Genomic DNA, 23,436 nt, shown 5'->3' on the forward strand with positions numbered 1-23,436 from the left:
GTTACTCTTATATTAATTGTTTAACGCTAACGTGTTTGATGCTGCCTGTACCGGGATTGACGGTTTTGCATCAGCAAAATGCAACTCCTTCTTTAACGGCTCAGATAAATATGGTTTTTGCTTTGCTATCCAGTCCTGGTATTCGGCTTGTGTAACAACGCGCACTACTTTCTGCATATTGTAATGGCCGGTTCCGCATATTTTATTGCAATACAGCAGGTATTCAAATTTTGGATCGTCCGTTTTCCTACGCATCTCAGACGTAAGAATAGTCGGCGTAAATTTAAAAAATGTTGGCAGGCCCGGTACCGCGTTTAGTTGAACACGGAAGTGAGGCATGTAAACGCTATGGATAACATCCTGTGCATGGATGTTGATCCTGATTGATTTATTAACAGGTATTACCAAAGTATCTGCCGATAAGTCGTCAAAACTATTGCGGTCTTTAAAATTAACACCTAATTTGTTTAATGCTGTTGTTAACCTGAAATTAGTTGAGCCAAGTTTCCCGTCGGTACCAGGATAACGTAGTTCCCAGGAAAACTGGTGGCCGGTAACATCAATATTTATATCGCCTTTTGCTTCTGTAGAGTTCATTACCTTTTGCCAGGTAAAGAATCCGAATACAACCAATATGGTTAAAACGGTGGCAGGAACAATTGTCCAGATCTTTTCAATTGTATTATTATGCGGTAAAAAATATGCTTTGCGTTTATCAGACCCACGGTAAACAAATGCGAACCCAAAAAGGCAGATCTGCGTAATTACAAATACTATCAGCGTTAAAATGGTTGTTGTTGTAAACATACTGTCAATTGCACCGCCATGGGCTGATGCTGCTTCAGGCAAGCTCATGCTTCCCTGTACAGTTAATGACCAGTAAGCTCCATACATACCGGTAATCAGGAATATTGCGCAGCAAATTCCCATTATGCCGTTCCAGTTTAAGCCTTTTTTTCCCTGCATTTTTTGGGTAAGGTCATAAACCCTTAATATTTTACCCAGTATGGCAACACAAAGTGATGCTACAAAAAATAGTAATACGTAATAGGCAACCCCTGTCCACATAGCGCCCTTATCAGCAGTAGCAGTATCAGCCGCTGCTGTTGCCTGCGCCATTAACCGGTTTGTGCCAAACAGCACGAACGCTGCAAAAAGCGATAGTGTTTTTTTAGAATTTATTAGTTGTTTGAATCCCATTTTAATGGTTGTTTGGTATTCTTTTATTTAGTGCAAAAATAACAATTATTACAAATGATGATGAAGGCTCTCTTCAAGCAACGGATGTTTTTTAGGAACAAGTGACTTAAATTTACTTAATGCCATTGAAAACATAAATATAAATAAGCCAGCAAAACCTATAAACAAAAAGATCTCGATAGGGCCTATTTCCGTTGCCCAGCTTGATTGAGGTCCTACAGCGCCTGGCATAATCATTTGCCAGTAATCCAGCCAGTGGCCGCAGATCAATATGATACAAGCTACTTTTAATACCTTAACCTTACGTTTTGCATCCCGCGACATTAACACAAGTAATGGCGTAAGAAAGTTAATTACTATATTCAGCCAAAACCAGAATTTAAACTGCGGTTCCCATCTCCTGTAAAAATATGCTGATTCCTCAGGAATGTTGGCATACCAGGTTAACAGGAATTGTGCGAACCATAAATAAGTCCAGAATATGGAGAACCCAAACATCAGCTGCCCTAAGTTATGCAAATGATCTTCGGTTACCCACTGCATATAACCACCTTGTCTTAAAAGTATCAGTGTTAAAGTGATAACCGATAAACCTCCAACCCAAAGGGCTGCAAAGTTATACCAGCCAAACATGGTTGAAAACCAATGAGCTTCTAACGACATAATAGTATCAAAAGCAAATAATGGAATGGTGAAACCAAATATTACAAGGAATATAACCGATACTTTGAAACTTTTGTTGTAGTTAAACATACCTCCAAGATTATCCTCATTGTTTGAATATTTCACAAGCAAGCGGCCTAACAGGCTATAACTTCCAAGGTAAATCACCAAACGGATCAAAAAGAAAGGAATATTTAAGTATCCTGATTTAGCAGTAATTATAGCATCAAAATTTTCACTGTGAGTGTCGGTTACACCTTTAAGCGCCCAAAGTTTATACAGGTAAGGTATAGTTGTCAATTTACCTTCCTCGTTAGGGCCCGTATGGGTAATAAATAAACCTGCACATATAATACCAAGTAATATAAGGCCTGCATAAGGCAAAACTTTTGCAAATGCCTGCGGCACACGAAGCACTGAGGCTGACCAACCTGCTTGTGCCACATATTGTAAAGCGCAAAAGAAAACACCACAAATACATACACATGCTAAGTAATAACCATTCAGCAATAAATTTGCGAATGTGCGTTCCACATTACCAGTAACGAGGCCAATGATCAAACCAACCAGACCAATGGCTATCATGATCAGGCTCCAGGTTTTGGCCTTGCCTTTAAATTCAAATTGCTCGTCGAAACTATGAGAATTGTTCATTAATAATAAGCTTATAAAGTTTGTAAATGGTGAACGTACATAATTACTTTCCAGCGTTCTTTAGGGTCAAGCTGTGAAGCGTATGAACCCATTGCGTTTACACCATAAGTAATAGTATGATAAATTTTACCGTCTGACAGATCTTTCATTGCGCCGCCGCGTGAAGACTGTCCTTTTGAATAGGATGGAGGAGCCGGAAAACCGTGCGCTACCACCAAACCATCGCCCTGCCCGTTTACGCCGTGGCATGGTGAACAAAAATGCTCAAATAAGATCTTGCCATCGGCATAGTTTGCCTGTGTTTGCGGCAATGTGCTTTTTACTTCAAGGCCTGCTTTTTCGTACCCATCCTTATTGTTCAGGTAATCAAATCTTACAAAACCCAGCGGCGTGGTGCCTGCAGGTGGAACCTGTGCGGTTTTTCCATCCTTAAAGTTTTCATTTTTCTGGTCGGGGTCGTATGCAATGTGCTCATACATATTGGGAGCGTATTCCCATCCGGTACTTCTTTTATCCTTGCACGATGTAACTATAACCGCTGCAACGATAGCAATAACCGTTATGCCCAATATTTTAATTTTATTCATAGCTAACATATTTTCTATCGTTATGCTTAACTTCTACTGCGCCTGCTTCTTTTAATAAATTGGTGATATCCTCATGCGGGATGTTTCCCTTTGCGTCGATGGCAATAACAAACCTGTCGTCGGTAGCTCTTAAATCCATTACCCTTGGTGTACGGCCCGGAAATAGGTGGGTTGCGTAGAAAAAGGTAAGCGTCATACCAAATGCTGTAAATAATACAGTCCACTCAAATGTGATTGGAATAAAATCGGGGATAGCAAAAGCGGGTTTACCGCCAATGTTCATAGGCCAATCCTGTACCAGCATGTAATATGCCATGCTAAATATAGTTGTACCGCCCAGGCAGCCAAACATAAATGCTGCATAGCCCAACCGCGAATCTTTTATACCAAGCTTTTTCTCAATACCATGGATAGGCATTGGCGTGTAAACATCGTAAATAGGAACACTGTTCTTTTGTAGTGTATCAATCCCCTGCATCATTTCATCGGGATCTGCAAAAAGGCCTAAAATATATTTCGTGCTGCTCATTTTTATATTTTTTGGTAATCAGTAATATCAACGCTGTCAAACGATGTTAATGATTCTTTATAAAACTCTACCTGCTCCGGCTCCATGTGGCCACTGTCAATTAATTTTCTCTTAGCCTGCTCACTGCTGCTCTTTAATATCAGTTTCACTTCGGCCATTGCAATTGAAGGCAATACGCGGATGAACAAGAGGAACATGGTAAAAAATAAACCTATTGAACCAACAAACACGCTTACGTCAACCCAGGTTGGATAAAACATTGCCCAGCTTGATGGTATAAAATCGCGGTGCAGGGAAACAACGATAATTACAAAACGTTCAAACCACATACCGATGTTAACCACGATAGACAACACCCATGAAATTGGAATATTTGTACGGATCTTTTTGAACCACATTAACTGGGTCATCAATACGTTACAACCGTACATCATACAACCTGCCCACCAGTATGGCCCGATAAACCTGTTTAAGAAAGTATATTGCTCATATTCGCCGCCTGAATAGTAAGCGATAAAAAACTCGGTTAAATAAGCTACACCTACAATTGATCCGGTTAAAAGGATGATCTTATTCATCGCTTCAATGTGGAACATGGTGATGTAGTTTTCCAAACCTAATACCTTACGGGTTACCAGCAACAGCGTTTGCACCATGGCAAACCCCGAGAAGATTGCACCCGCAACGAAGTATGGAGGGAATATAGTGGTGTGCCATCCCGGTTCAAGGGAGGTAGCAAAGTCCATTGATACAATGGTGTGTACAGAAAGCACCAGTGGTGTTGAAATACCTGCAAGTATCAAACATACAGTTTCAAAACGCTGCCATGTTTTTACTGATCCTGTCCAGCCGAATGACAATACAGAATATATTTTTCTGCGGATGCCTGTAGCGCGGTCGCGGATGGTAGCAAGGTCAGGCAATAAACCTGTGTACCAAAACACTAACGAAACGGAAAAGTAAGTTGATATCGCAAATACGTCCCATACCAGCGGCGAGTTAAAGTTAACCCATATTGAGCCGAACTGGTTTGGCAGCGGCAAAGGCCAGTATGCCAGCCACGGGCGGCCCATGTGCGATACTACGTATGTTGCGGCGCAAATTACCGCGAAGATCGTCATCGCCTCGGCCGAGCGGTTGATGGAGTTTCGCCAGTTTTGACGGAACAATAATAAGATTGCCGAAATAAGCGTTCCGGCGTGACCAATACCTACCCACCACACGAAACCGGTGATATCCCAGGCCCAGCCCACTGTTTTGTTTAATCCCCATGAGCCTACGCCATACCAAAATGTATAACTCACGGCAAATACCCAAAGACAAGCACCCAACGACGCTACAGAAAAACCTATCCACCACGCTTTACCGGGCATATTTTCTACTGGGCGCAGCACATCGTTAGTTATTCGGGCGTATGTGATGTCGTTCCCTGTAATTAACGGTTCCCGGATTATTGATTCACTATGAGATGCCATATTTTAAATCTCTCTTGTAATTAATTAAGCCTCTAATTCAGATATATTTCTAATTTTTGTTTGGTAACCAATGCCTGGCTGTACGTTTAGCTCTTCTAAAACGTAATAAGTTCTTTCGCTCTTTAAAGCTTTTGAAACTTCAGATTCAGGGTCGTTTTTATTACCAAACACAATAGCGTTAGCCGAGCATGTTTGCTGGCAAGCCATTTTAATATCACCGTCTTTAAGCGGGCGTTTTTCTATTTTAGCTTTAAGCTTGCCTGCCTGGATGCGTTGAATACACATTGAGCATTTTTCCATTACCCCGCGGAAACGGGTAGTAACGTCAGGATTAAGTACTAATTGTGTATGCTCGTTGTTCAGGTAGTTATCAAAACGCGAATCGTTCCAATAGTTAAACCAGTTAAAACGACGCACTTTATATGGACAGTTATTAGCGCAGTAACGTGTACCAACGCAACGGTTATAAGCCATGTGGTTCAAGCCCTCAGATGAGTGAACAGTTGCCAATACAGGGCAAACAGTTTCGCATGGTGCATGGTCACAGTGCTGGCAAAGCATTGGCTGGTAAACAACCTTTACGTGATCAAGATCTTCAAGCTTAGCAATTTCATGCTCTCTTGTAACACCACCATCTTTTCCATTATCATTAAAGCTGTAGTAACGGTCAATACGGATCCAGTGCATTTCACGGCGTCTCCTTACTTCATCCTTACCTACAACCGGAATGTTATTTTCAGCACTACAAGCTACCACACAAGCACCGCAGCCGGTACATGCATTAAGGTCAATTGCCATTACCCAATCATAGGCAGGGCGCTCATATTTTTGCCAGAACAGGTTATCCTTTTCAGTATAATCTTTATGCCCTTCACCCTTACCCGTGCCTGTTGCCGGGCTTTTAAGATATTCTGTGAAAGATGCTTCTTTTATAATACTGTTACGGCCCTCGATGGAGTGGTGCGTTTGCGTTTGCGCCAAAGGTGAATTTTCGCCTGTTGGGGTTAATATTGCAGTAGCGCTTGTTTGCAGTGTTCCGTTGCGCAAGCTATGGAAAGGGAAAGCGTTTTTACCAACGTTAATACCCACCGGCCCAACAACTGTACGGCCATAACCAACCGCTACTGATATAGTACCTTGTGCCTGACCTGGCTGTGACGATACAGGCAACGCTATTGAATAGCCATTTGCATCTATTTTAACAACATCACCATCCTGCAAACCTTTCTTCTTCATATCTGAAGGAGACATGGCTGCAAAGTTATCCCAGGTTACTTTTGATACCGGATCAGGTAATTCTTGCAGCCATGGGTTATTGGCACGTTTACCATCGCGCATTGCTACGGTTTGGTAAAGCTGTAATTCTGTTTTATCACCTGCAAGCAGGTTGCTGTGATCTATTACAGTTTGCGCAACCGCATTAAGGTCTTTGCTGAACGTGTATGTACCTGCTGTTACAGATGCTGCTTTAACAAAGCCGGTTTGCAAAAGGGTTTCCCATCCGCTTTGGCCTGATAAGCCGCCTTTAGCTAACAGGTTTTTATCCCAGTTGTTCCTCACATAAGTATAATAATCTTTTGCAGGGTTATCACTCCATTTCATCAGACTTTGTTCAGCCTGGCGGGTATCATAAACCGGGTTAATGGTTGGCTGCAATACAGTGTAGTATCCGGAAAGCGCATTGTCATCACCCCATGATTCCAGGTAATGATGATTTGGAGCCACTATATTACAAAGTGCTGAAGTTTCATCAGTATTTGAAGCGAATGATACTTTTAAACGTACTTTCTTTAACCCTTCTGTAAAATCCTTGCTGTTGTAATAATCATAAGCCGGGTTAGCATTTAAAAAGAACAAGGCATCAACCTGGCCGCTTTTCATGTCATTTACCAGCTCAGCAAACTCTGCATCGTTACCTGCATATTGTAATGAGGGATTATCAAGATCGATAGTAGTTCCGTAGCTGCCTAACAGGGAGTTGATAGCGTTTACCAAAACCTGCGCAGCCACATCGTTTGAACCTGCAACTACCAATGCTTTACCTTTAGCTGCAATTAATTCTTTTGCTGCTATAGCGATTGCATTTTCAGCAACCTTATTAGTTAATGCTTTTGTTCCGGCCAATGTTGAGCCTGATACTGCATTATATAAAGCTACCAGCGCCAAACCTTCTTCTGATGGTTTAATAGGGATTCTTACATCGGCATTTGAACCTGTAAGGCTCATACCAGTTTCAAACTGAATATGGCGCGACATTTTTTTGCTTTCGAGCGATTTATTATTCCTGTTTGAAACATATTGCCTGGTGAACTCCTCAGGAGAGATCCATGTGCCCAGGAAATCAGCAGCAAAACTTACAATTATATCGGCCTTATCAAAGTTATAGTGCGGCAATACTGCTTTACCAAAACTATTTTGATTTGCCTGGATGATACCGGTATATGATACTGCGTCGTAATTAATATGTTTTGCGGCAGGGAATTGCGTAATAAAATCAGCAATAACACCAAGGGTTGAAGGGCTGGTTACTGTTGATGATACAATCCGGATCTTTTTACCGCCGGCTTTAATATTTAACAACTCTCTTACAACAAAATCATCTACCTGTGACCATCCGCTGTCACCATTATCCTTCAACGGGTTTTTCAAACGGTTAACATCATACAGGTCAAGTACTGATGCCTGTGCCTGTGCACTTGCACCACCTTTTGCTATAATGTCATTCGGATGACCTTCAATTTTGATCGGACGGCCCTCACGGGTTTTAACTAAAATAGCCTGTCCTTCATAAGTTGAAGTGTAGTAGTTAGGGATCCCCGGGGTAACTTCCTCCGGTTTTATTAAATAAGGTATTGATTTATGAACCGGCACTTTCTGACAAGCAGCCAGGGTTACAGCACCAACGCCAAAGCCCAGCGCTTTCAAAAAATCGCGACGCGGAGATTTGCCTTCCAAACCACCACCGGTTAAAACTTCTTCGATAGGAATTGGCTCCGCGAATTCGTGTTTATTTAATTCAACAAATTCCGGGGTTTTGTTCAGCTCTTCTAAACCTTTCCAGTATTTTTTATTGCTATCCATTTAAGCTATATAAACTGTAATGCTACGTTTTAATAATATTAATAATGGCACTTACCGCACTCAATACCACCCATTAATGCGGCGGTAACCTTTTTGCCTTCTTTAAGCAAATCATGCACCTGCTGCAGGTTTTCGTAATAAGCGTTACCTTTCATGTTAACATCTGTGCGTTTGTGGCACTGGATACACCATTTCATGGTAAGCGGCGAATATTGATAAACCTCTTTCATTTCCTGAACAGGGCCATGGCATGTCTGGCATTTTAAACCGGCAACTTTAACGTGTTGTGAGTGGTTAAAATAAGCCAGGTCTGGCAGGTTATGAATACGCACCCATTGCATAGGTTTTGTTTTTGTACTGTCGTATTTTTGAGTTTGAGGATCATATCCCAATGCATCATAGATCTTATGAATTTCGGGCGACTCAGTTTTAACAACCTTGTGGCAGTTCATACATACGTTTAATGACGGGATTGATGCATTTTTTGATTTGTATGCACCTGAGTGGCAGTACTGGCAATCAATTTTCATTGCTCCGGCATGCAGATCATGCGGGAATTTTATTGGCTGCACCGGCTGGTAACCCTGGTGAACGTTGGTGGTCCACATGGTAACCCATGTCCAGCTGCCTAAAGCCAGCGTTCCGCAAAGCAGGACAAAGAAAACCAGTTTCTTATTTTTTGCAAGCTTCTTTAAGCCGGCTAAACGGTCAACCGGTTCGCCCTCAACTTCTTCGTCTTCTAAAACTAAAGCACCTTTGTTTTTTAATAACAGGCGCTCAAGTGTTGAAATTACCCTGTTTAAAACAAGTATAATTATAAAGGCAAGAACAATAACGCCTAATAATGAAAAGATAACCACATCGCTCGGGCCTTTTTCTTCAGCAGCCGCCCCCTCACCCTTAGCCGGGCCAGCTGTCTTTGCAGCCTGCAAAGTTTTCCAGTCATTGCGTACATAAGTAATAATGTTGGTTACATCTGCATCGCTAAGTTCCGGAAAAACGGTCATGCTTTTCTGCTCAAACTTATTGAAAATGGCAACGGCCTTAGGGTTTTTAGCTGCAATTAAAGCCTGGTTGTTCTGGATCCATTTGATAAGATATTTATCATCAGTTTCCTCAGTTAACTGGGGACCTAAAGCAGGGCCGGTTAGGATCTGATCAACCTTATGGCACGATGTACATTTGGCCTTAAACAGGGCCTCGCCCTTAGCGGCATCCCCCTGCGCATGGGCCTGCAATCCCAAAAAAGCAAAACAGGCAATCAGTAAAACCGACCGTGAGAATTGTTTAAAAATCAATGAGAAACTCCTCATAAAGCGTATTTATACTAAATAATTTTATTGTTAATGATTGATATTCACGAAGAAATGTATATATAACCCGAAATTTTCAGCCACAAAAGTAAAATTTATTACAGTATGAGTGACAAATAAATGACAGCAATATCTAATTTATAATTGTTCTAAATAAGTTTTTATTGTGCCCTAAATCGCTAAAAATCCATAATTATAGTGTTCTTTTTACATCAATTAGTAATTGCTTATTAATCAAAAACTTACATAGCTTTTGCAAAAGAGTGAGCGTTCTAGTCAATAGTGATAGGTAAAAATATTTGCAGGCCCCGCTGACCCTGCATTTGTCGGTGTCCATACAATGTTTGGCATTCGCTGCAGCAAGTTTAGCGCAGCGGAACCCGTGGTTAAACATTGCCTAGCTTTCAACTACGCGATTGGTGGGTCTAAGCCCCATGTTTTGATACTCAAAAACCCTATAAAAGACCCTGTAATTCTAAAGTCCTGCAAATCATAGATCTAAAATCCTTTCAAGGGTCACCTTATGTCAGTATCCGGTATCAATAAGTACCAAAAAACAAATTAAATTTTATTATTATGAAATCAAAAACCTTAATCCCACTGCTGGCAGGCCTTGTTCTGCTGGGCGCTTGTAAAGGAAAACATGGCTCTGAAGAATTTGTCAACAATAGTAGTAGCAATGCTGACACCCTTAAAGTAGCAGATTCAGCTATCTTAGCACCCCCTAAACTGGTAAAAACTGCCGATATGCGCTTTAAAGTAAAAAACGTGCAGCAAACCAGCGAACATATTACCGCCCTTACTACAAGTTACCATGGCCTTGTATTGCACCACCAGGTCGGCTCATCCGAGCTGCGCAGTATGGATGTTCGCAGGGGTGATGATTCTGTTACGAGGGTAACTGCCTTTAATACTACTGCTGACATTACTGTAAAAGTCCCGACAGATAAGCTGGAGGGCTTTATGAATGAGGTGGAGCGCATGGGTATCTATATTAATAACCGTCAATTGGATATCTCTGATAAATCGCTGGATTATCTTGCGGCAAGGCTCAAGCTTCAAAGCCGCAAGGAACTGGTAAGCCAGCAAAAAAGAGGAAAGATCGTTATAAAAAACCCCGCCAATGTTTTGCTTTTAAAAGATGACATGGTTGACCAGCAAATTGGCAACAGCCAAATTGATGATGAAGTTAAAAACAGTATAGTTACCCTCAGTTTTTATCAAAGCAATACCATTTATAAAGAGATCATAGCCAATGATGATCCGACAGCTTACAATCTTCCGTTTTTTAAACGCCTGGTTAGTGCTATCGAAAATGGATGGTCAATATTTGAAGAGCTGTTATTAGGCCTGGCAAACTTATGGGTATTAATAATAGCAGGCTTGGGGGTGTGGGTGGTGATAAGGTATTATAAAAACAAAAGGCCTGTTCTCCATGCTAAAGCCTAAATACACAAATCGGGCGGCGCTTAACATCTGTTCGCCCGTTTTTATTTAATAATAAATATTATTCCCTTATAAGAAAACCAATATCGGCCCATTATTGTTAATAGTGAAATCAATTATTAATAACCATGGACGATAAAACAAAAACAGGGAGCCCGGATAGGGATCTGATCAATCCAAGCGAATATTATGAGCTGGAATACTGGTCTAAAAAATTTGGTGTCACTCCCGAAAAATTAAGATCGGCAATTAAAGCTGTGGGTTCATCCGCAAAAGAAGTTGAAGCTTATTTAAATAAATAAACCTGCTGTTATGAGCCTGGAAAAATACGCAGAGAAGCGCGACTTCACCAAAACTGCCGAGCCTAAAGCGGGCAAAAGCGAGGATAAGGATAAGCTGACATTCGTGATCCAAAAGCACGATGCGTCGCGGCTGCATTATGATTTAAGGCTGGAGATGGATGGCGTATTAAAAAGCTGGGCCGTACCCAAGGGGCCTTCCACCCATCCAAAAACAAAACGTTTGGCCATGATGGTGGAGGACCATCCTTATGATTACCGCAATTTTGAAGGCATTATACCGGAGGGAGAATATGGCGGCGGTACTGTTATTGTTTGGGATGAAGGAACTTATGAACCCATTGAAGAAATAAAAGGTAAAAAGGCGCAGGAAAAAGCCTTACTGGCTCAGCTCAAGTCAGGCTCATTAAAAATAAAACTTAATGGCAAAAAACTGCATGGAGAGTTTGCCCTTGTAAAAACCCACGGCATGGGCGATAATGCCTGGCTGTTGATAAAACACAATGATGATTTCGCATCAGCAAAGGATATTACCAAAGAGGATAAATCGGTAATATCCGGCAAAACCATTGCCGCGATGGAAAAAACAAGCGACAAAGTTTGGCAAAATGGCCACGAAGAAATGGTAGATCAACCCAAAAAATCTACTAAAAAAAAAGTAGCGACTGAACCTGAAGAACTTGCTGATGAAACGCCGGATACAGACCGCATTGATACTGACGCTCTTATAAAATCAGCACCAAAATCATCTATCCCCAAAAAAATAAAACCAATGCTTACCACACTGGTTGATGAACCTTTTGACGATCCGGATTGGCTGTATGAAGTTAAGTGGGATGGCTACCGTGCGCTGGCCTTTATTAACAAGGGCGAAGTAGAACTGCTATCGCGCAACAATAAGACTTTCCACGAAAAATTTTACCCGATATATGATCTGTTAAAGAAACAAAAGCTTAACACTGTTCTGGATGGCGAGATCCTGGTGCTGAATGAAAAAGGCATCTCCAACTTTGGCGATCTGCAAAACTGGCGTAGTGAAGCGGATGGCGAGCTGGTTTATTATGTTTTTGATATCCTTTGGTACGAGGGAAAAAACCTGATGAGTTTGCCGTTGATCCAACGGCAGGCTATATTAAAAGAGGTGCTCCCAACCACCGATGACCGTATGCGAATAAGCAAAGTATTTAATGCCAGCGGTATTGATTTTTTTAACGCCGCTCAGCGGATGGGGCTGGAAGGGATCATCGCTAAAAAAGCAAACAGCATTTATTCACCTGATCTGCGTTCAAAAGAGTGGTTAAAGATAAAAGTACATAAACGCCAGGAAGTAATTATTGGGGGCTATACCAAAAACGCTGATACTTCAAAGCAGTTCAGCTCACTATTATTAGGCGTTTATGAAAATGGAGGGTTGCAATATGTGGGTAAGGTGGGTACCGGCTTTAGTGATAAGGTACAAAAGGAAATGATGGCGCAATTTAAGCCATTGATAACCAATAAAAGTCCGTTTGATACAACCCCCGATGTAAATAAACCTTCACGTTTCCGGCCCAATCCGCCCAAAGCGAAAGCTACCTGGTTAAAACCCGAGCTGGTTTGCGAAGTTGAGTACGGCGAGGTAACCAGCGATGGCGTGTTCAGGCACCCTTCATTCCAGGGAATGAGAATTGATAAAATGGCTAAAGACGTAGTTAGGGAAACAGCAACGCATACTGATGATGTTATGGAAACAATTGAAAAAGAAGAAAATGACGCTCATGCCAGTGCCATAAAGCCGCCAAAAGGTAAAGAACGAAAAACCTTACTAAACCCAAAAGAAGAAACACAGGTGCGCAAAATTTGCGGCCATGAGCTAAAGTTTACCAACCTGAGTAAAATTTACTGGCCCGAAGATAAGGTAACCAAAAGGGATATGTTTAATTACTATTACCAGGTTGCCGAATATATGCTGCCCTATTTAAAGGATAGACCAATGTCGCTCAACCGCTTTCCTGGTGGTATTCACGGACCAAGCTTTTACCAAAAGGATGTAAAGGATAAAGCCCCTGATTGGGCCAAAACATTCCCTTATACTACCAGCGAAGGAGAGCATAAAGAATACCTGGTAGGCACGGATGAAGCCAGCCTGTTGTGGATGGCATCATTAGGCTGTATTGAAATAAACCCCTGGTTTAGCCGTGTGCAGTCGCCGGATAACCCGGATTATTGTGTAATAGATCTTGATCCTGACAAAAACACGTTCGACCAGGTTATTGAAGCAGCGCAACAAGTAAAAAAAGTGCTCGACGCCATTGACGTTCCCTCTTACTGTAAAACATCAGGCTCAACGGGGATGCATATTTATATTCCGATGGATGCTAAATATGATTATGACCAAACACAGATGTTTGCCCGTATTATTGTTGGCATAGTACACAAGCAATTGCCGGATTACACAAGTTTGGAAAGAATGGTTGCTGCCCGGAATGGAAAGATGTATCTTGATTTTTTACAGAACCGCCCCGGCGCTACTATTGCCGGTCCTTATTCGCTGCGTCCAAAAGTCGGTGCAACTGTATCCATGCCATTGCATTGGGACGAAGTAAAACCCGGCCTTACAATGAAACACTTTACTATTTTTAATTCCATTGATCGCCTTAAAGAAACAGGCGACCTGTTTAAGGGCGTATTAGGTAAAGGCATTGATTTGGAGAAAACAATTAAAAAAGCACAGGCCACATTTAGCTAACAAAGAGACAAGAAGCAAGAGATCAGGAAGCAAGAAAACTAATGCAGGATCAATACATAAAAGAAACGCTTCCGTCCTGACTCTTTTATCTTGACTCTTAAATCTTATAACTATGCCCTCATCTGTTGTTGCAGATATGGAATACAATGAAGAGAAATCATCGCTGCGGATAACTTATACGTCTGGTGCTGTGTACGATTATTTAGGCGTACCTCCCGAAGTTTTTAAGGAAATGAAAATTGCAGGCTCAAAAGGGACATTTTTAAATTACATGATAAAGGGCAAATACCGATATAAAAAGATCAGGCAGGTGTAAATATTTACGTCACTTTAAATTAAAATTATAAAATGCGTTTAAATTTTTAGGTAAACAATTATATTTGCGCCACATTAAACAAAAATAAAATGAACTCAACAGAAAACGCCAACGCAGAAGGTCACTATAAATTAATGGTACTTGCAATAGTGATAGGTACAATAGGTGTTTACTTGCGTTTTGCTGATTTTCATTACTCTTCAATAGTATCAAATATCATATTGATCATTGGTGTTTTATTAGCATTGAAATCTATATTCGCAATACTTAAGTAAGTCCAAAGTCTTTAGTAACAAGTCTTAAGTCAATAGCAAAGTGACTTAAGACTACAGACTCAATACTTTCACCCCCCCCTACTTTCCCTTATATTTCGATTCGTTCAGGATCTTTTGCGCATCTGAATTGGCCATTAGTGCCGGCAGGGTAACTTCAGGATGTCTCTCCATATATTGTTTTACAATTTGCCAGCCCGTCCAGATGGCAAGCTTTGGCGCCGATTCATTCTTTTCGCCCAGTCCGGGGGTAAAAGGCGCCGGGTTAAGGTATTTCTGGATTTTGGGATAGTCACTTTCGTAAAGCAAATTCTCATCTAAAAAATAGGCCCATATTTTCGATTTAAAATCTTCGCACCATTTTATTTGCGCATTGGTGTAGCCAATTTTGGTACTGTCGCCCACATCGGGGAGCACCTGGTCCATAAAGTACATAATCTTGCCATTGTAAATCATTTTCGATAACAGGGTTTTGCTGCTGTCGCTCTCTGGGAACATGTCTTCGCGGGCCAGGCCCTCAACAATACGCGGCACTATGTTTTCCTTATTAAAAAATTGCGACATATAATGCGGGTAAAGATTGGCAAGTGAAGGATAAAATCGCGAGTTTCCGCCTAAAAATAAATCAAGCCCAACGCCGAAGTAATTATTGCCAATCATCTCCTGATGCTCAAAGCCCGAGTAAAACGAATAAACTTTGGGCAGCTGTTTTTTTGGAAAGTAATATTTTATATGCCTGAAGGCGTCGGTTAGCTCGTCGTTCTGCTTATCCAGCCCATCTTTAAATACAGAATCAACGTCATGCTTTAAGTCGTTATAACCCTGGTTGGCAAAAACCTTTCGTAACAGTTCAAAATAGGATGTATCTTGCGTGTTTATGCGGGCTTCCTGCAATATCACACAAATAAAATCGTGATAAAACACACCGTATTTACGCTGTAGGTAAGCGGCTTGTGCTCCCATTGGTTTTGTACGCATAGCGTCAAATTCTTTATCAAAGCGCTCAATCTTAACATCAACAGGTATATTGCTAACATCAATCCTTTTATGGTTTGTACATGCGCTGATAACCAGAGCGGCTAAAAAGAAAAAATAAAATGGTTTTTTGGGGTTTAAAACAGTCATTGTTTGTGCTTTGAGCAAAAATAATTTTTATTTGCATTTAAATATGCAATCAACGGAATTAAACCGTTTGTTATTTATCAATCAGAAAATTTTATAAATGAAGATCGCGTTAGCCCAGCTTAATTATCATGTCGGAAATTTTGAATCAAATACTGCCAAAATTATTGAGCATATTCAAAAGGCCCGTACCAATGGCGCCGACCTTGTCGTATTTGCCGAACTATGCGTTTGCGGCTACCCATCACGCGATTTTTTGGAGTTTGATGAGTTTATCGACCTTTGCGAAGCATCGGCACAAAAAATAGCCGAAGAGTGTTATGGCATTGCCTGTATAATAGGCTTGCCAACCCCTAACCACCGCACCGAGGGAAAGGATTTAAACAACTCTGCTTATTTTATCGAAGAAGGTAAAGTTAAAGCAGTGGCCAATAAGGCACTGCTGCCCAACTATGATATTTTTGATGAGTACCGTTATTTTGAACCATCAACCGAGTTTAACTGCATTGAATTTAAAGGGCACCGGATAGCATTAACCATTTGTGAGGACCTCTGGAACACCATCGAAAACCCACTATATGTTACCCGCCCAATGGACATTTTGATAGCGCAAAAGCCCGATGTGATGATAAATATTGCTGCCTCGCCTTTTGCATATAACCATGATGAGGAGCGGATTAATATCTTAAGCGATAATGCTAAAAGATATCAGCTACCCTTGCTATATGTAAACCATGTGGGCGCACAAACCGAACTGATTTTTGACGGCGGATCATTAATTTTTGATAATACCGGAAAGCTGATAGATGAGCTGCCTTATTTTGAGGAGAGCGTTGCTTATTATACTTTGGACGATAAAGGCATTGTAACTTTTGAACACCCTACAACACTTAAAGTTGAAAGACAAAGCGATATTGAGCAGATCCACAAAGGGATTATTTTAGGGATAAAGGACTATTTTTATAAATCGGGATTTAAACAGGCGATATTGGGTCTTTCAGGCGGGATTGATTCTGCAGTGGTATGTGCATTGGCAGCTGAAGCTTTAGGCCCTCAAAATGTTATGGCGGTATTATTGCCCTCACATTTCTCAAGCGACCACTCTATCAAAGATGCGGAGGACCTGGTTAACAACCTGGGTTGTATGCATGAAACTGTCGCTATAAAAAATATTACTGAAGCCTTTGAAGCCACCCTAAGTCCACAGTTTAAGGGACTGCCGTTTAATATTGCTGAAGAAAATATCCAGTCGCGCAGCCGGGCAGTATTGCTGATGGCCATGTGTAATAAATTTGGCTATATTTTATTAAACACCTCCAACAAAAGCGAGGCAGCTGTAGGCTACGGAACATTATATGGCGATATGTGCGGCGGTATCTCTGTTATTGGCGATGTTTACAAAACGCAGGTTTTTGAGCTAGCCAGGCACATTAACCGCGACAAGGAAATTATCCCTATAAATTCTATTATCAAACCACCATCAGCAGAGTTAAGGCCCGATCAAAAGGATACCGACTCGCTGCCTGAATATGATATTTTGGATAAGATATTACAGGTGTATATTGAAGAAAGACGTTCATCGGCCGAGATCATAAAAATGGGCTACGATGAAAATACCGTTCGACGGGTGATAAAGCTGGTTAACCTTGCCGAACATAAGCGCTACCAAACCCCACCTATTTTAAGAGTATCGCCAAAGGCTTTTGGCATGGGGAGAAGGATGCCGATAGTAGGGAAATATTTGTCGTAATAGTTTTTTTCTATCTTGTAATTCACTGCCGCGGGTTTTAGCGCAGCAATGTTGGTTAATTGTTTTTTTTCTATCTTGTAATTCCTATTACCAGCATATGTTAAAAAACTACATCAAAACCTCATCCAGGTATTTCCTAAACCACAAGGCATTTTCAACTATCAATATTATTGGCTTAAGCACCGGCATTTGCGTTTGCTTTTTTGCTTTGCTGTATGTGCAGTTTGAGCTAAGCCGGGATAGTTATAATAAACAAGCTGATAATATTTACCGCTTGGTAACAGATGTTAAAACTCCGCTGGGCATTAATTATGAAAGCACATCAGCGCCTATGGCGGCGGCCATACAGGCTGCCTTCCCCGAGGTAAAAATTGCCACCAGGGTTTTTATGGATGATATGATCATCCAGAGCAACCCAAACAATGCAGCTAAGGAAGAGATAGCCTACACTGATGCTTCCGCATTCTCTGTTTTCACATGGTCACTGCTGCGCGGCGACGCAAGGCATTTATTTGATGTGCCGTTTAATGTAGTGCTCACCGAAACCGCCGCGAAAAAGTATTTTGGCAATAGCGACCCAATGGGGCAAACGTTGCTGGTTAACGGCCAGGAAAAAGCTGCTGTTACTGGGATAATGAAGGATATTCCTTACAATTCGCACCTGCGGGTTGATATGCTTTTTTCTATCTCCACCTTTCACATGGGGGAGCAAACCAACTGGGCGCACTTTGGCTTTTATACTTACCTGTTGCTAAAGCCCGGTACCGATCCGGCTAAGCTAAGTGCGAAGCTGGCTGGTATAGTCAATGGTAATATGGATCAGAGCAAGTCGAAATACAGCCTGTCACTTGAGCCCTTAAAAAAAGTTTACCTGTATGGCAAGCCGCGCGGGCATAGAACGGGCAGTTCGGAGAACGGCAGCATTACCAATATTTATATCTTCTCTATTATCGCCATCTTCGTTTTATTTATTGCATGCTTTAATTTCATCAATTTAACTACTGCATTTTCTTTAAAGCGCGCAAGAGAGATCGGTGTGCGGAAAGTGCTCGGCGCAACAAAAAAACAATTGATTGTTCAGTTTTTTACCGATTCTGTTTTGCTTTGCCTGGTAGCTTTTGTAATTGCCTTAGGACTCTCTGCCTTACTGCTGCCTATGTTTAACCAGCTTACAGGAACCACCATTGCCACCGGGATCTTCGACAATCTATATTATATAGCCGGGTTATTATTAATAGCGGTATTTGTGGGCTTGCTCTCCGGCGCGTATCCAGCCCTATTCTTATCGGGGTTTAAACCGATCAGCAGTCTAAAGGGACAATTGGCTTCCGGCAGTAGCAGCCTGATCCTGCGTAAATCGTTAGTGGTGGCACAATTTTCTATTTCCATTGTGCTCATCATATCCACCATTGTAGTTTATAACCAGCTGGATTTTATGCAGAACCAGCAACTTGGGTTCAAAAAGGCCCACCAGTTAGTTATCGATTATCAATTTGACCAGCGCATAACCGATCATCCCGATCTTGTAAAACAACAGCTTACCGCCATACCTGGTGTAACAAGTGTAAGCTACTCGTCAAGCGTACCCGGAATGCCGAATAACAAAACCTCAACCATAATAGCAGATAAGGAAAACGCCAGCCAGGATGTACTTGCAGAAACCTATTACTTTGACAGCGACTTTTTAAATCAATACGGCATCCAAATTATAGCCGGGCGCGGCTTTAACAAGCAATTTACTTTGGATGAAAAGGCCATGCTAATCAATGAAACGATGGTTCAAAAAATGGGCTATAAAAATCTTGACGAGACCATTGGCAAACCCTTTAAACAATTTAAAGCCGAAGGAACTATTGTTGGCGTTGTAAAAGATTTTCATTTTCATTCATCGCAGGAGTTGGTGCAGCCATTGGCTATCAGGCCCATCAGTGGTTTCTTTACCTGTTTAACGTTAGATCTCAGCTCAGCTAATATTCAGCAAACCATCAACGAGATAGAAAAGCAGTGGAAGAAGTTGGTGCCCGACTTACCCTTAATTTACTTTTTTGAAGATGAGGCTTATAACAAGCAATACCTTGCCCAGCAGCGCTTCGGCAGTTTGTTTGTTTGCTTTTCTACATTAGCTATACTAATTTCTTGTTTGGGTTTGCTGGGTCTTTCCGCATTCAGCACAGTGCAACGAAAAAAGGAAATAAGCATCCGCAAAATAATGGGTGCTTCTGTTACAAGCATTGCGGCTTTACTTTCTAAAGATTTTGTAAGGCTAGTATTTATGGCGTTCATTGTTGGCTCACCTTTAGCCTGGTGGGCAATGCATAGCTGGCTGCAGGGCTTTGCCTATCGTATCCAAATCAGTTGGTGGGTGTTTATACTTTCAGGTACCGCAGCATTATTAATAGCATTGCTAACGGTAAGTTTCCAATCGATAAAGGCGGCGTTGGTTAATCCGGTTAAGAGTTTGAAGAGTGAGTGAGGGGTCTGAATCAGAATTCTCAGAATTAAAGAATTTTCAAGATGCGCGTTCTCTGGTATCGTTAAGATTCTGTCAATTTAAAAATTCTTTAAATTCTGATTCAGACAAAATTATTCTCCCTTAAACTTCAGCCCTATCTGTTCTCTTGCTTTATCAAGCATGGCGATCATTTGTCTTGACATTTCATGGCTGATGATAGGGCTCTCCGATTTTCCTTCGTTTATCAATTGGCAGAAGTGTCCAATTTCATAGTTAAGGCCACCTGCTTTAAAAGGCTCATCTATTTCAACTGTCCTGCCATCAAGGTAGCTGATAGTAGCCCGTTGAGGGTTCCACCAGTTTTTATGAATGGTTATGTTGCCTGTGGTACCGCAGATCAAAGCATCGCCTTTTCCATGAAGGTCAAACCCTGCATAAAGCTGGGCGTAGCCATTTGTATGAAGGGTTTGAAAAATAGCAAACATATCAATGCCTGTTTCGCCAAAGCGGCCCATAGTTTGCACTTGTTGGGTTTCCCCCAACCAGTCGATTGCTAAAAATGCTTCGTAAATACCAATCCCCATTATTGCACCGCCAACCAGGTCATAACTAAAATTAGGATGCTCTGACGGAATATCGGCAACTGATGATCCCGCCCTTACATAACCAACCGGGCCAATAGGATCAGTAATTAAATATTCTTTTAAACGGTGGTATAACGGATAGAATGGAGGCTTCATCCCCTCCATAAAAAGCAACTTTTTAAACCTGGCAGCTTCAAGTATCGTATTTAAGATGGGTAGATTAATAGCAGCTGGTTTTTCGCACAGCACATGTTTACCAGCGTTAAAAGCAGCGAAGCAGTATTGCGCATGGCTATCGGGCAGCGTGGCAATATAAACGGCATCGATATCGCTGGCAAGCAGTTCGTCAACCGTTTTACAGGCATGGCCTCCATATTGTTTAACAAAGCTATTAACAGATTCTTCCCTGCGCGACCATAAAGATACCAATTCCGTACCGGGAATTGCTTTAAGCCCCTGTACAAAGCGGTGCGCTATACGCCCGCAACCTATGATGCCCCATTTGATCATTTCTTTTAAAAACGTAGAGACGCAATACCTTGCGTCTCTGATTATGTTTTAATAACTTGAACAAGAGACACAAAGTATTGTGTCTCTACATGATTATTGGTATTGAATATAAATTGGAAAAGGCCTTTTCTTTAAAACCTCTTCAGGCGTTAACATATGATGCGGTGCTTTTTTTATATCATTTTTATAAAAAAGCTTAAAGCCGGTAAACTGAACAGGCTCTTCCCTGATGAAGTAGCGGTAAGTGCCTTCTTTCAAATCAGGTTCGCCCCAGCCATCCATATCTATTACCATTTGAATTTCGGGATGTAATTTTATATTTTTATAGTTAGTTACCATCTTTTTTGTAAAGCGGTGTACTATTAAAATTTTTGGAGGAAGGTTATATTTCTTTACCAAACCACTTAAATAACCTGATACATAGTTAATATCATCAGCATCATAAGTACCTATTTTTTTGCCGGGATGTGTTCCGTCCTTCATAGAAAATTCAGGATCCATACCAAAGTGTACATTTGGCATACTCAGGTATTTTTCAAGTAATGGCAGTTCAACCCTTATAGTACTTAATGCTACCTGCACATCTAAAAACACAATAGCATGCGCCTTTTTGGCAAGTTTCAAAACTGTATCTATTTGTTTAAGTGGCATCCGGTGACGGTATTTACCATCTTTACCAGCGTCGCCACTGGCTACAACTGCAATATAATGTAAAGCCGGTTGTACCGGCGTTTTTGGATCGGCCCTTTCCCAGTTTTTTACTTCCCCTTTTAATTTGGCGAGCATTTCATTTGGAGGCAGCTCACCCAAAATACCCATCTTTTTGGCATAAAGGTTTCCGTAAAATGCAACCACTCTCTTAAAAGGCAAAATTGCGCCGGGTAAAGGATAAGGTGTATTTTTAACGGGCCATTTGCCGGTGGTATCGCCATTTGCCAGTCGCTTCATTAATGAATCATAAAGCTTTTTATCAATTGGCGGGTACACTACATGTGCAGGAACAGTATCCTCTTTTGCTGCTGCGGCAACTTTTTGGGTAGTATCCTTTGGATCAGCAGCCTTGTCCTTAATAGAAGCCGGCTGGCTGCAGCTTGAAAACAGCATTAATAAGGTTAGCATAAATACAACAGATAGAAGAACGTTTTTCACTTTCATTTTAACAATTTTTTGTATGTAACAGGGGTGCCGCAAAGTAACACCTTTTTTGGAGTTGGTATGGCTAAAATTATCAACAATTTTGTAATCAGCTTGCAGTGTCCGGTTGGCTGTGTGCAGTTTTACACTAAGAATAGTTTATTAATTTAATTTCTTCATATCTCTAACCCTCCAGCCTTTGACCTCTAAAGCGCCGCTTTAAAAAACTTGCCAAACACACCCAAAGGCAGCTTTGAACCTGCCGTTGCCTGCAGGTAAAGTTCGCCGGTTTCCAGGTTTTGCACCTTCGGATAGGCACTTTTTATGAGGTTTTCAATAATCACAGATGAAAAGCCTAAAGAGTAGGTATTCAATATCAGGAAATGCTCATCAGGATCGAGCAGCTGCATTACATCGCCCATCATTTCATTAATATTATCTTCCAGCTTCCATTTTTCTCCATTGGGACCATGGCCATAAGCCGGTGGATCAAGGATGATACCATTGTATTTTTTTCCGCGTTTTAGCTCGCGTTTTACAAATTTAAGTGCATCCTCAACAACCCAGCGAATGTTGTTTAGACCTGATAGCTCCTGATTCTCATTGGCCCAGGTAACTACCTGTTTAATTGAATCAACGTGGGTAGTGTCAGCGCCTGCTGCCTGCGCAATTAATGAAGCGCCGCCAGTATAGGCAAACAGATTGAGCACTTTAGGCTCGGGGGTTTTAAACTTCTTTATATTTTGGGTGATATAGTCCCAGTTAACTGCCTGCTCGGGAAAAATACCGAGGTGCTTAAATGAGGTTAATGCCAGCCTGAATTTGATGCTTGCTTCCGGGTTTTTATATTCAATGTGCCAGCGATCAGGTGTGGCGGGGTTCTTTTTTAACCATTCCCCTGATGTTGCTGAGCGACCTTTAAATTTAATGTGGTGCAAGCGTTGCCACTCGGCATTGTTTAAAGCTTTGCTCCAAACTGCTTGCGGCTCGGGCCTGATCAAAATCACATTGCCAAAACGCTCAAGCTTTTCAAAATCACCGCAATCAATCAGTTCGTAATCTTTCCAGTGTGTGGGGGTGAGTAGTTGGATCATTTTTTAAGTCGTAAGTCTGTAGTCTTAAGTCGAAAGCCGCTTTTCGCATTTTAAACGGGTGCAAATATAAACATATCTTAAGATTTCGACTTTGGACTAAAGGTAACTTCTAAAAACTCCTTTTTTTTCGAAAGCGTCGATTTCGATGTTTTTAAAAAAAAGGCGTTTTTAGTTTTGTTTACATAAAACGGTGATTTTTAAGTATGTATTGCTGTTTTTGTTCATTA

18 protein-coding genes are annotated in these 23,436 nt (G+C 41.3%); 7 read left to right on the forward strand and 11 right to left on the reverse strand.

Annotated features, from left to right (window positions below):
* Positions 1 to 12: 12 nt before the first annotated feature.
* From JWQ54_RS21165 to JWQ54_RS21195, 7 genes are read right to left on the reverse strand one after another with little or no spacing between them, the layout of a single operon-like run.
* Positions 13 to 1,200 (reverse strand): cytochrome c oxidase subunit II, encoded by a 1,188-nt coding sequence (locus tag JWQ54_RS21165; RefSeq protein WP_299589011.1) that lies wholly within the window; start codon positions 1,198 to 1,200, stop codon positions 13 to 15.
* 48 nt (positions 1,201 to 1,248) lie between these two features.
* On the reverse strand, positions 1,249 to 2,517 hold the full coding sequence (locus JWQ54_RS21170; protein WP_299589013.1) for a quinol:cytochrome C oxidoreductase: 1,269 nt from the start codon (positions 2,515 to 2,517) through the stop codon (positions 1,249 to 1,251).
* Between the two features lie 11 nt (positions 2,518 to 2,528).
* On the reverse strand, positions 2,529 to 3,113 hold the full coding sequence (locus tag JWQ54_RS21175; RefSeq protein WP_299589015.1) for a cytochrome c: 585 nt from the start codon (positions 3,111 to 3,113) through the stop codon (positions 2,529 to 2,531).
* Positions 3,097 to 3,633 carry a DUF3341 domain-containing protein gene (locus JWQ54_RS21180; RefSeq protein WP_299589017.1) on the reverse strand — a complete coding sequence of 179 codons (537 nt, stop codon included), beginning with the start codon at positions 3,631 to 3,633 and terminating at the stop codon, positions 3,097 to 3,099. The genes JWQ54_RS21175 and JWQ54_RS21180 overlap by 17 nt, the downstream gene beginning before the upstream one ends.
* A gap of 2 nt (positions 3,634 to 3,635) precedes the next feature.
* Positions 3,636 to 5,108 (reverse strand): NrfD/PsrC family molybdoenzyme membrane anchor subunit, encoded by a 1,473-nt coding sequence (gene nrfD / locus JWQ54_RS21185; RefSeq protein WP_299589019.1) that lies wholly within the window; start codon positions 5,106 to 5,108, stop codon positions 3,636 to 3,638.
* Positions 5,109 to 5,132: 24 nt separating this feature from the next.
* Positions 5,133 to 8,189, reverse strand: a complete 3,057-nt coding sequence (locus tag JWQ54_RS21190; RefSeq protein ID WP_299589021.1) for a TAT-variant-translocated molybdopterin oxidoreductase — start codon at positions 8,187 to 8,189, stop codon at positions 5,133 to 5,135.
* Between the two features lie 38 nt (positions 8,190 to 8,227).
* Entirely contained in the window at positions 8,228 to 9,502 is a 1,275-nt protein-coding gene (locus JWQ54_RS21195) for a cytochrome c3 family protein (protein WP_299589024.1), read from the reverse strand.
* Between the two features lie 576 nt (positions 9,503 to 10,078).
* Between JWQ54_RS21195 and JWQ54_RS21200 the strand changes: the two genes are divergently transcribed.
* The 5 genes from JWQ54_RS21200 to JWQ54_RS21220 all read left to right on the forward strand — a co-directional run bounded on the left by JWQ54_RS21200 (position 10,079) and on the right by JWQ54_RS21220 (position 14,566).
* Positions 10,079 to 10,951 (forward strand): DUF4349 domain-containing protein, encoded by an 873-nt coding sequence (locus tag JWQ54_RS21200; protein WP_299589027.1) that lies wholly within the window; start codon positions 10,079 to 10,081, stop codon positions 10,949 to 10,951.
* Positions 10,952 to 11,076: 125 nt separating this feature from the next.
* Positions 11,077 to 11,250, forward strand: coding sequence for a DUF3606 domain-containing protein (locus tag JWQ54_RS21205; protein WP_299589030.1), 174 nt, complete (start codon positions 11,077 to 11,079; stop codon positions 11,248 to 11,250).
* 10 nt (positions 11,251 to 11,260) lie between these two features.
* Positions 11,261 to 13,975, forward strand: a complete 2,715-nt coding sequence (gene ligD / locus JWQ54_RS21210; RefSeq protein ID WP_299589033.1) for a DNA ligase D — start codon at positions 11,261 to 11,263, stop codon at positions 13,973 to 13,975.
* 112 nt (positions 13,976 to 14,087) lie between these two features.
* Positions 14,088 to 14,291 carry a KTSC domain-containing protein gene (locus JWQ54_RS21215; RefSeq protein ID WP_299589035.1) on the forward strand — a complete coding sequence of 68 codons (204 nt, stop codon included), beginning with the start codon at positions 14,088 to 14,090 and terminating at the stop codon, positions 14,289 to 14,291.
* Positions 14,292 to 14,380: 89 nt separating this feature from the next.
* On the forward strand, positions 14,381 to 14,566 hold the full coding sequence (locus JWQ54_RS21220) for a hypothetical protein (RefSeq protein ID WP_299589037.1): 186 nt from the start codon (positions 14,381 to 14,383) through the stop codon (positions 14,564 to 14,566).
* A 78-nt stretch (positions 14,567 to 14,644) separates the two neighbouring features.
* Here the strand turns inward: JWQ54_RS21220 and gldB are convergent, their stop codons facing one another.
* Positions 14,645 to 15,688 carry a gliding motility lipoprotein GldB gene (gene gldB, locus JWQ54_RS21225; protein WP_299589039.1) on the reverse strand — a complete coding sequence of 348 codons (1,044 nt, stop codon included), beginning with the start codon at positions 15,686 to 15,688 and terminating at the stop codon, positions 14,645 to 14,647.
* A 97-nt stretch (positions 15,689 to 15,785) separates the two neighbouring features.
* Here gldB and JWQ54_RS21230 point away from each other — a divergent pair, with 97 nt between their 5' ends.
* On the forward strand, positions 15,786 to 17,435 hold the full coding sequence (locus JWQ54_RS21230; RefSeq protein ID WP_299589042.1) for an NAD+ synthase: 1,650 nt from the start codon (positions 15,786 to 15,788) through the stop codon (positions 17,433 to 17,435).
* A 97-nt stretch (positions 17,436 to 17,532) separates the two neighbouring features.
* The gene (locus JWQ54_RS21235; protein WP_299589045.1) at positions 17,533 to 19,908 is read left to right on the forward strand and encodes an ABC transporter permease; all 2,376 of its coding nucleotides are present in this window, start codon (positions 17,533 to 17,535) and stop codon (positions 19,906 to 19,908) included.
* A 110-nt stretch (positions 19,909 to 20,018) separates the two neighbouring features.
* Here JWQ54_RS21235 and JWQ54_RS21240 read toward each other — a convergent pair whose 3' ends face one another.
* From JWQ54_RS21240 to JWQ54_RS21250, 3 genes are all read right to left on the reverse strand, one after another.
* On the reverse strand, positions 20,019 to 20,981 hold the full coding sequence (locus tag JWQ54_RS21240) for a Gfo/Idh/MocA family oxidoreductase (protein ID WP_299589048.1): 963 nt from the start codon (positions 20,979 to 20,981) through the stop codon (positions 20,019 to 20,021).
* A gap of 93 nt (positions 20,982 to 21,074) precedes the next feature.
* Complete coding sequence (locus JWQ54_RS21245) at positions 21,075 to 22,136, reverse strand: hypothetical protein (protein WP_299589050.1); 1,062 nt, start codon at positions 22,134 to 22,136, stop codon at positions 21,075 to 21,077.
* A gap of 185 nt (positions 22,137 to 22,321) precedes the next feature.
* On the reverse strand, positions 22,322 to 23,209 hold the full coding sequence (locus tag JWQ54_RS21250; RefSeq protein ID WP_299589053.1) for a class I SAM-dependent methyltransferase: 888 nt from the start codon (positions 23,207 to 23,209) through the stop codon (positions 22,322 to 22,324).
* Positions 23,210 to 23,436 lie beyond the last annotated feature (227 nt).

This window comes from Mucilaginibacter sp., from assembly GCF_028288225.1.
GTDB lineage: Bacteria > Bacteroidota > Bacteroidia > Sphingobacteriales > Sphingobacteriaceae > Mucilaginibacter.

What these genes read in the sequence shown, in the direction of transcription:
- nrfD (WP_299589019.1), bottom strand. Translation starts at nt 5,108, where the DNA reads ATGGCATCTCATAGTGAATCAATAATCCGGGAACCGTTAATTACAGGG.
- JWQ54_RS21175 (WP_299589015.1), bottom strand. Translation starts at nt 3,113, where the DNA reads ATGTTAGCTATGAATAAAATTAAAATATTGGGCATAACGGTTATTGCT.
- ligD (WP_299589033.1), top strand. Translation starts at nt 11,261, where the DNA reads ATGAGCCTGGAAAAATACGCAGAGAAGCGCGACTTCACCAAAACTGCC.
- JWQ54_RS21230 (WP_299589042.1), top strand. Translation starts at nt 15,786, where the DNA reads ATGAAGATCGCGTTAGCCCAGCTTAATTATCATGTCGGAAATTTTGAA.
- gldB (WP_299589039.1), bottom strand. Translation starts at nt 15,688, where the DNA reads ATGACTGTTTTAAACCCCAAAAAACCATTTTATTTTTTCTTTTTAGCC.
- JWQ54_RS21190 (WP_299589021.1), bottom strand. Translation starts at nt 8,189, where the DNA reads ATGGATAGCAATAAAAAATACTGGAAAGGTTTAGAAGAGCTGAACAAA.
- JWQ54_RS21180 (WP_299589017.1), bottom strand. Translation starts at nt 3,633, where the DNA reads ATGAGCAGCACGAAATATATTTTAGGCCTTTTTGCAGATCCCGATGAA.
- JWQ54_RS21195 (WP_299589024.1), bottom strand. Translation starts at nt 9,502, where the DNA reads ATGAGGAGTTTCTCATTGATTTTTAAACAATTCTCACGGTCGGTTTTA.
- JWQ54_RS21165 (WP_299589011.1), bottom strand. Translation starts at nt 1,200, where the DNA reads ATGGGATTCAAACAACTAATAAATTCTAAAAAAACACTATCGCTTTTT.
- JWQ54_RS21200 (WP_299589027.1), top strand. Translation starts at nt 10,079, where the DNA reads ATGAAATCAAAAACCTTAATCCCACTGCTGGCAGGCCTTGTTCTGCTG.
- JWQ54_RS21235 (WP_299589045.1), top strand. Translation starts at nt 17,533, where the DNA reads ATGTTAAAAAACTACATCAAAACCTCATCCAGGTATTTCCTAAACCAC.
- JWQ54_RS21215 (WP_299589035.1), top strand. Translation starts at nt 14,088, where the DNA reads ATGCCCTCATCTGTTGTTGCAGATATGGAATACAATGAAGAGAAATCA.
- JWQ54_RS21245 (WP_299589050.1), bottom strand. Translation starts at nt 22,136, where the DNA reads ATGAAAGTGAAAAACGTTCTTCTATCTGTTGTATTTATGCTAACCTTA.
- JWQ54_RS21240 (WP_299589048.1), bottom strand. Translation starts at nt 20,981, where the DNA reads ATGATCAAATGGGGCATCATAGGTTGCGGGCGTATAGCGCACCGCTTT.
- JWQ54_RS21205 (WP_299589030.1), top strand. Translation starts at nt 11,077, where the DNA reads ATGGACGATAAAACAAAAACAGGGAGCCCGGATAGGGATCTGATCAAT.
- JWQ54_RS21220 (WP_299589037.1), top strand. Translation starts at nt 14,381, where the DNA reads ATGAACTCAACAGAAAACGCCAACGCAGAAGGTCACTATAAATTAATG.
- JWQ54_RS21250 (WP_299589053.1), bottom strand. Translation starts at nt 23,209, where the DNA reads ATGATCCAACTACTCACCCCCACACACTGGAAAGATTACGAACTGATT.
- JWQ54_RS21170 (WP_299589013.1), bottom strand. Translation starts at nt 2,517, where the DNA reads ATGAACAATTCTCATAGTTTCGACGAGCAATTTGAATTTAAAGGCAAG.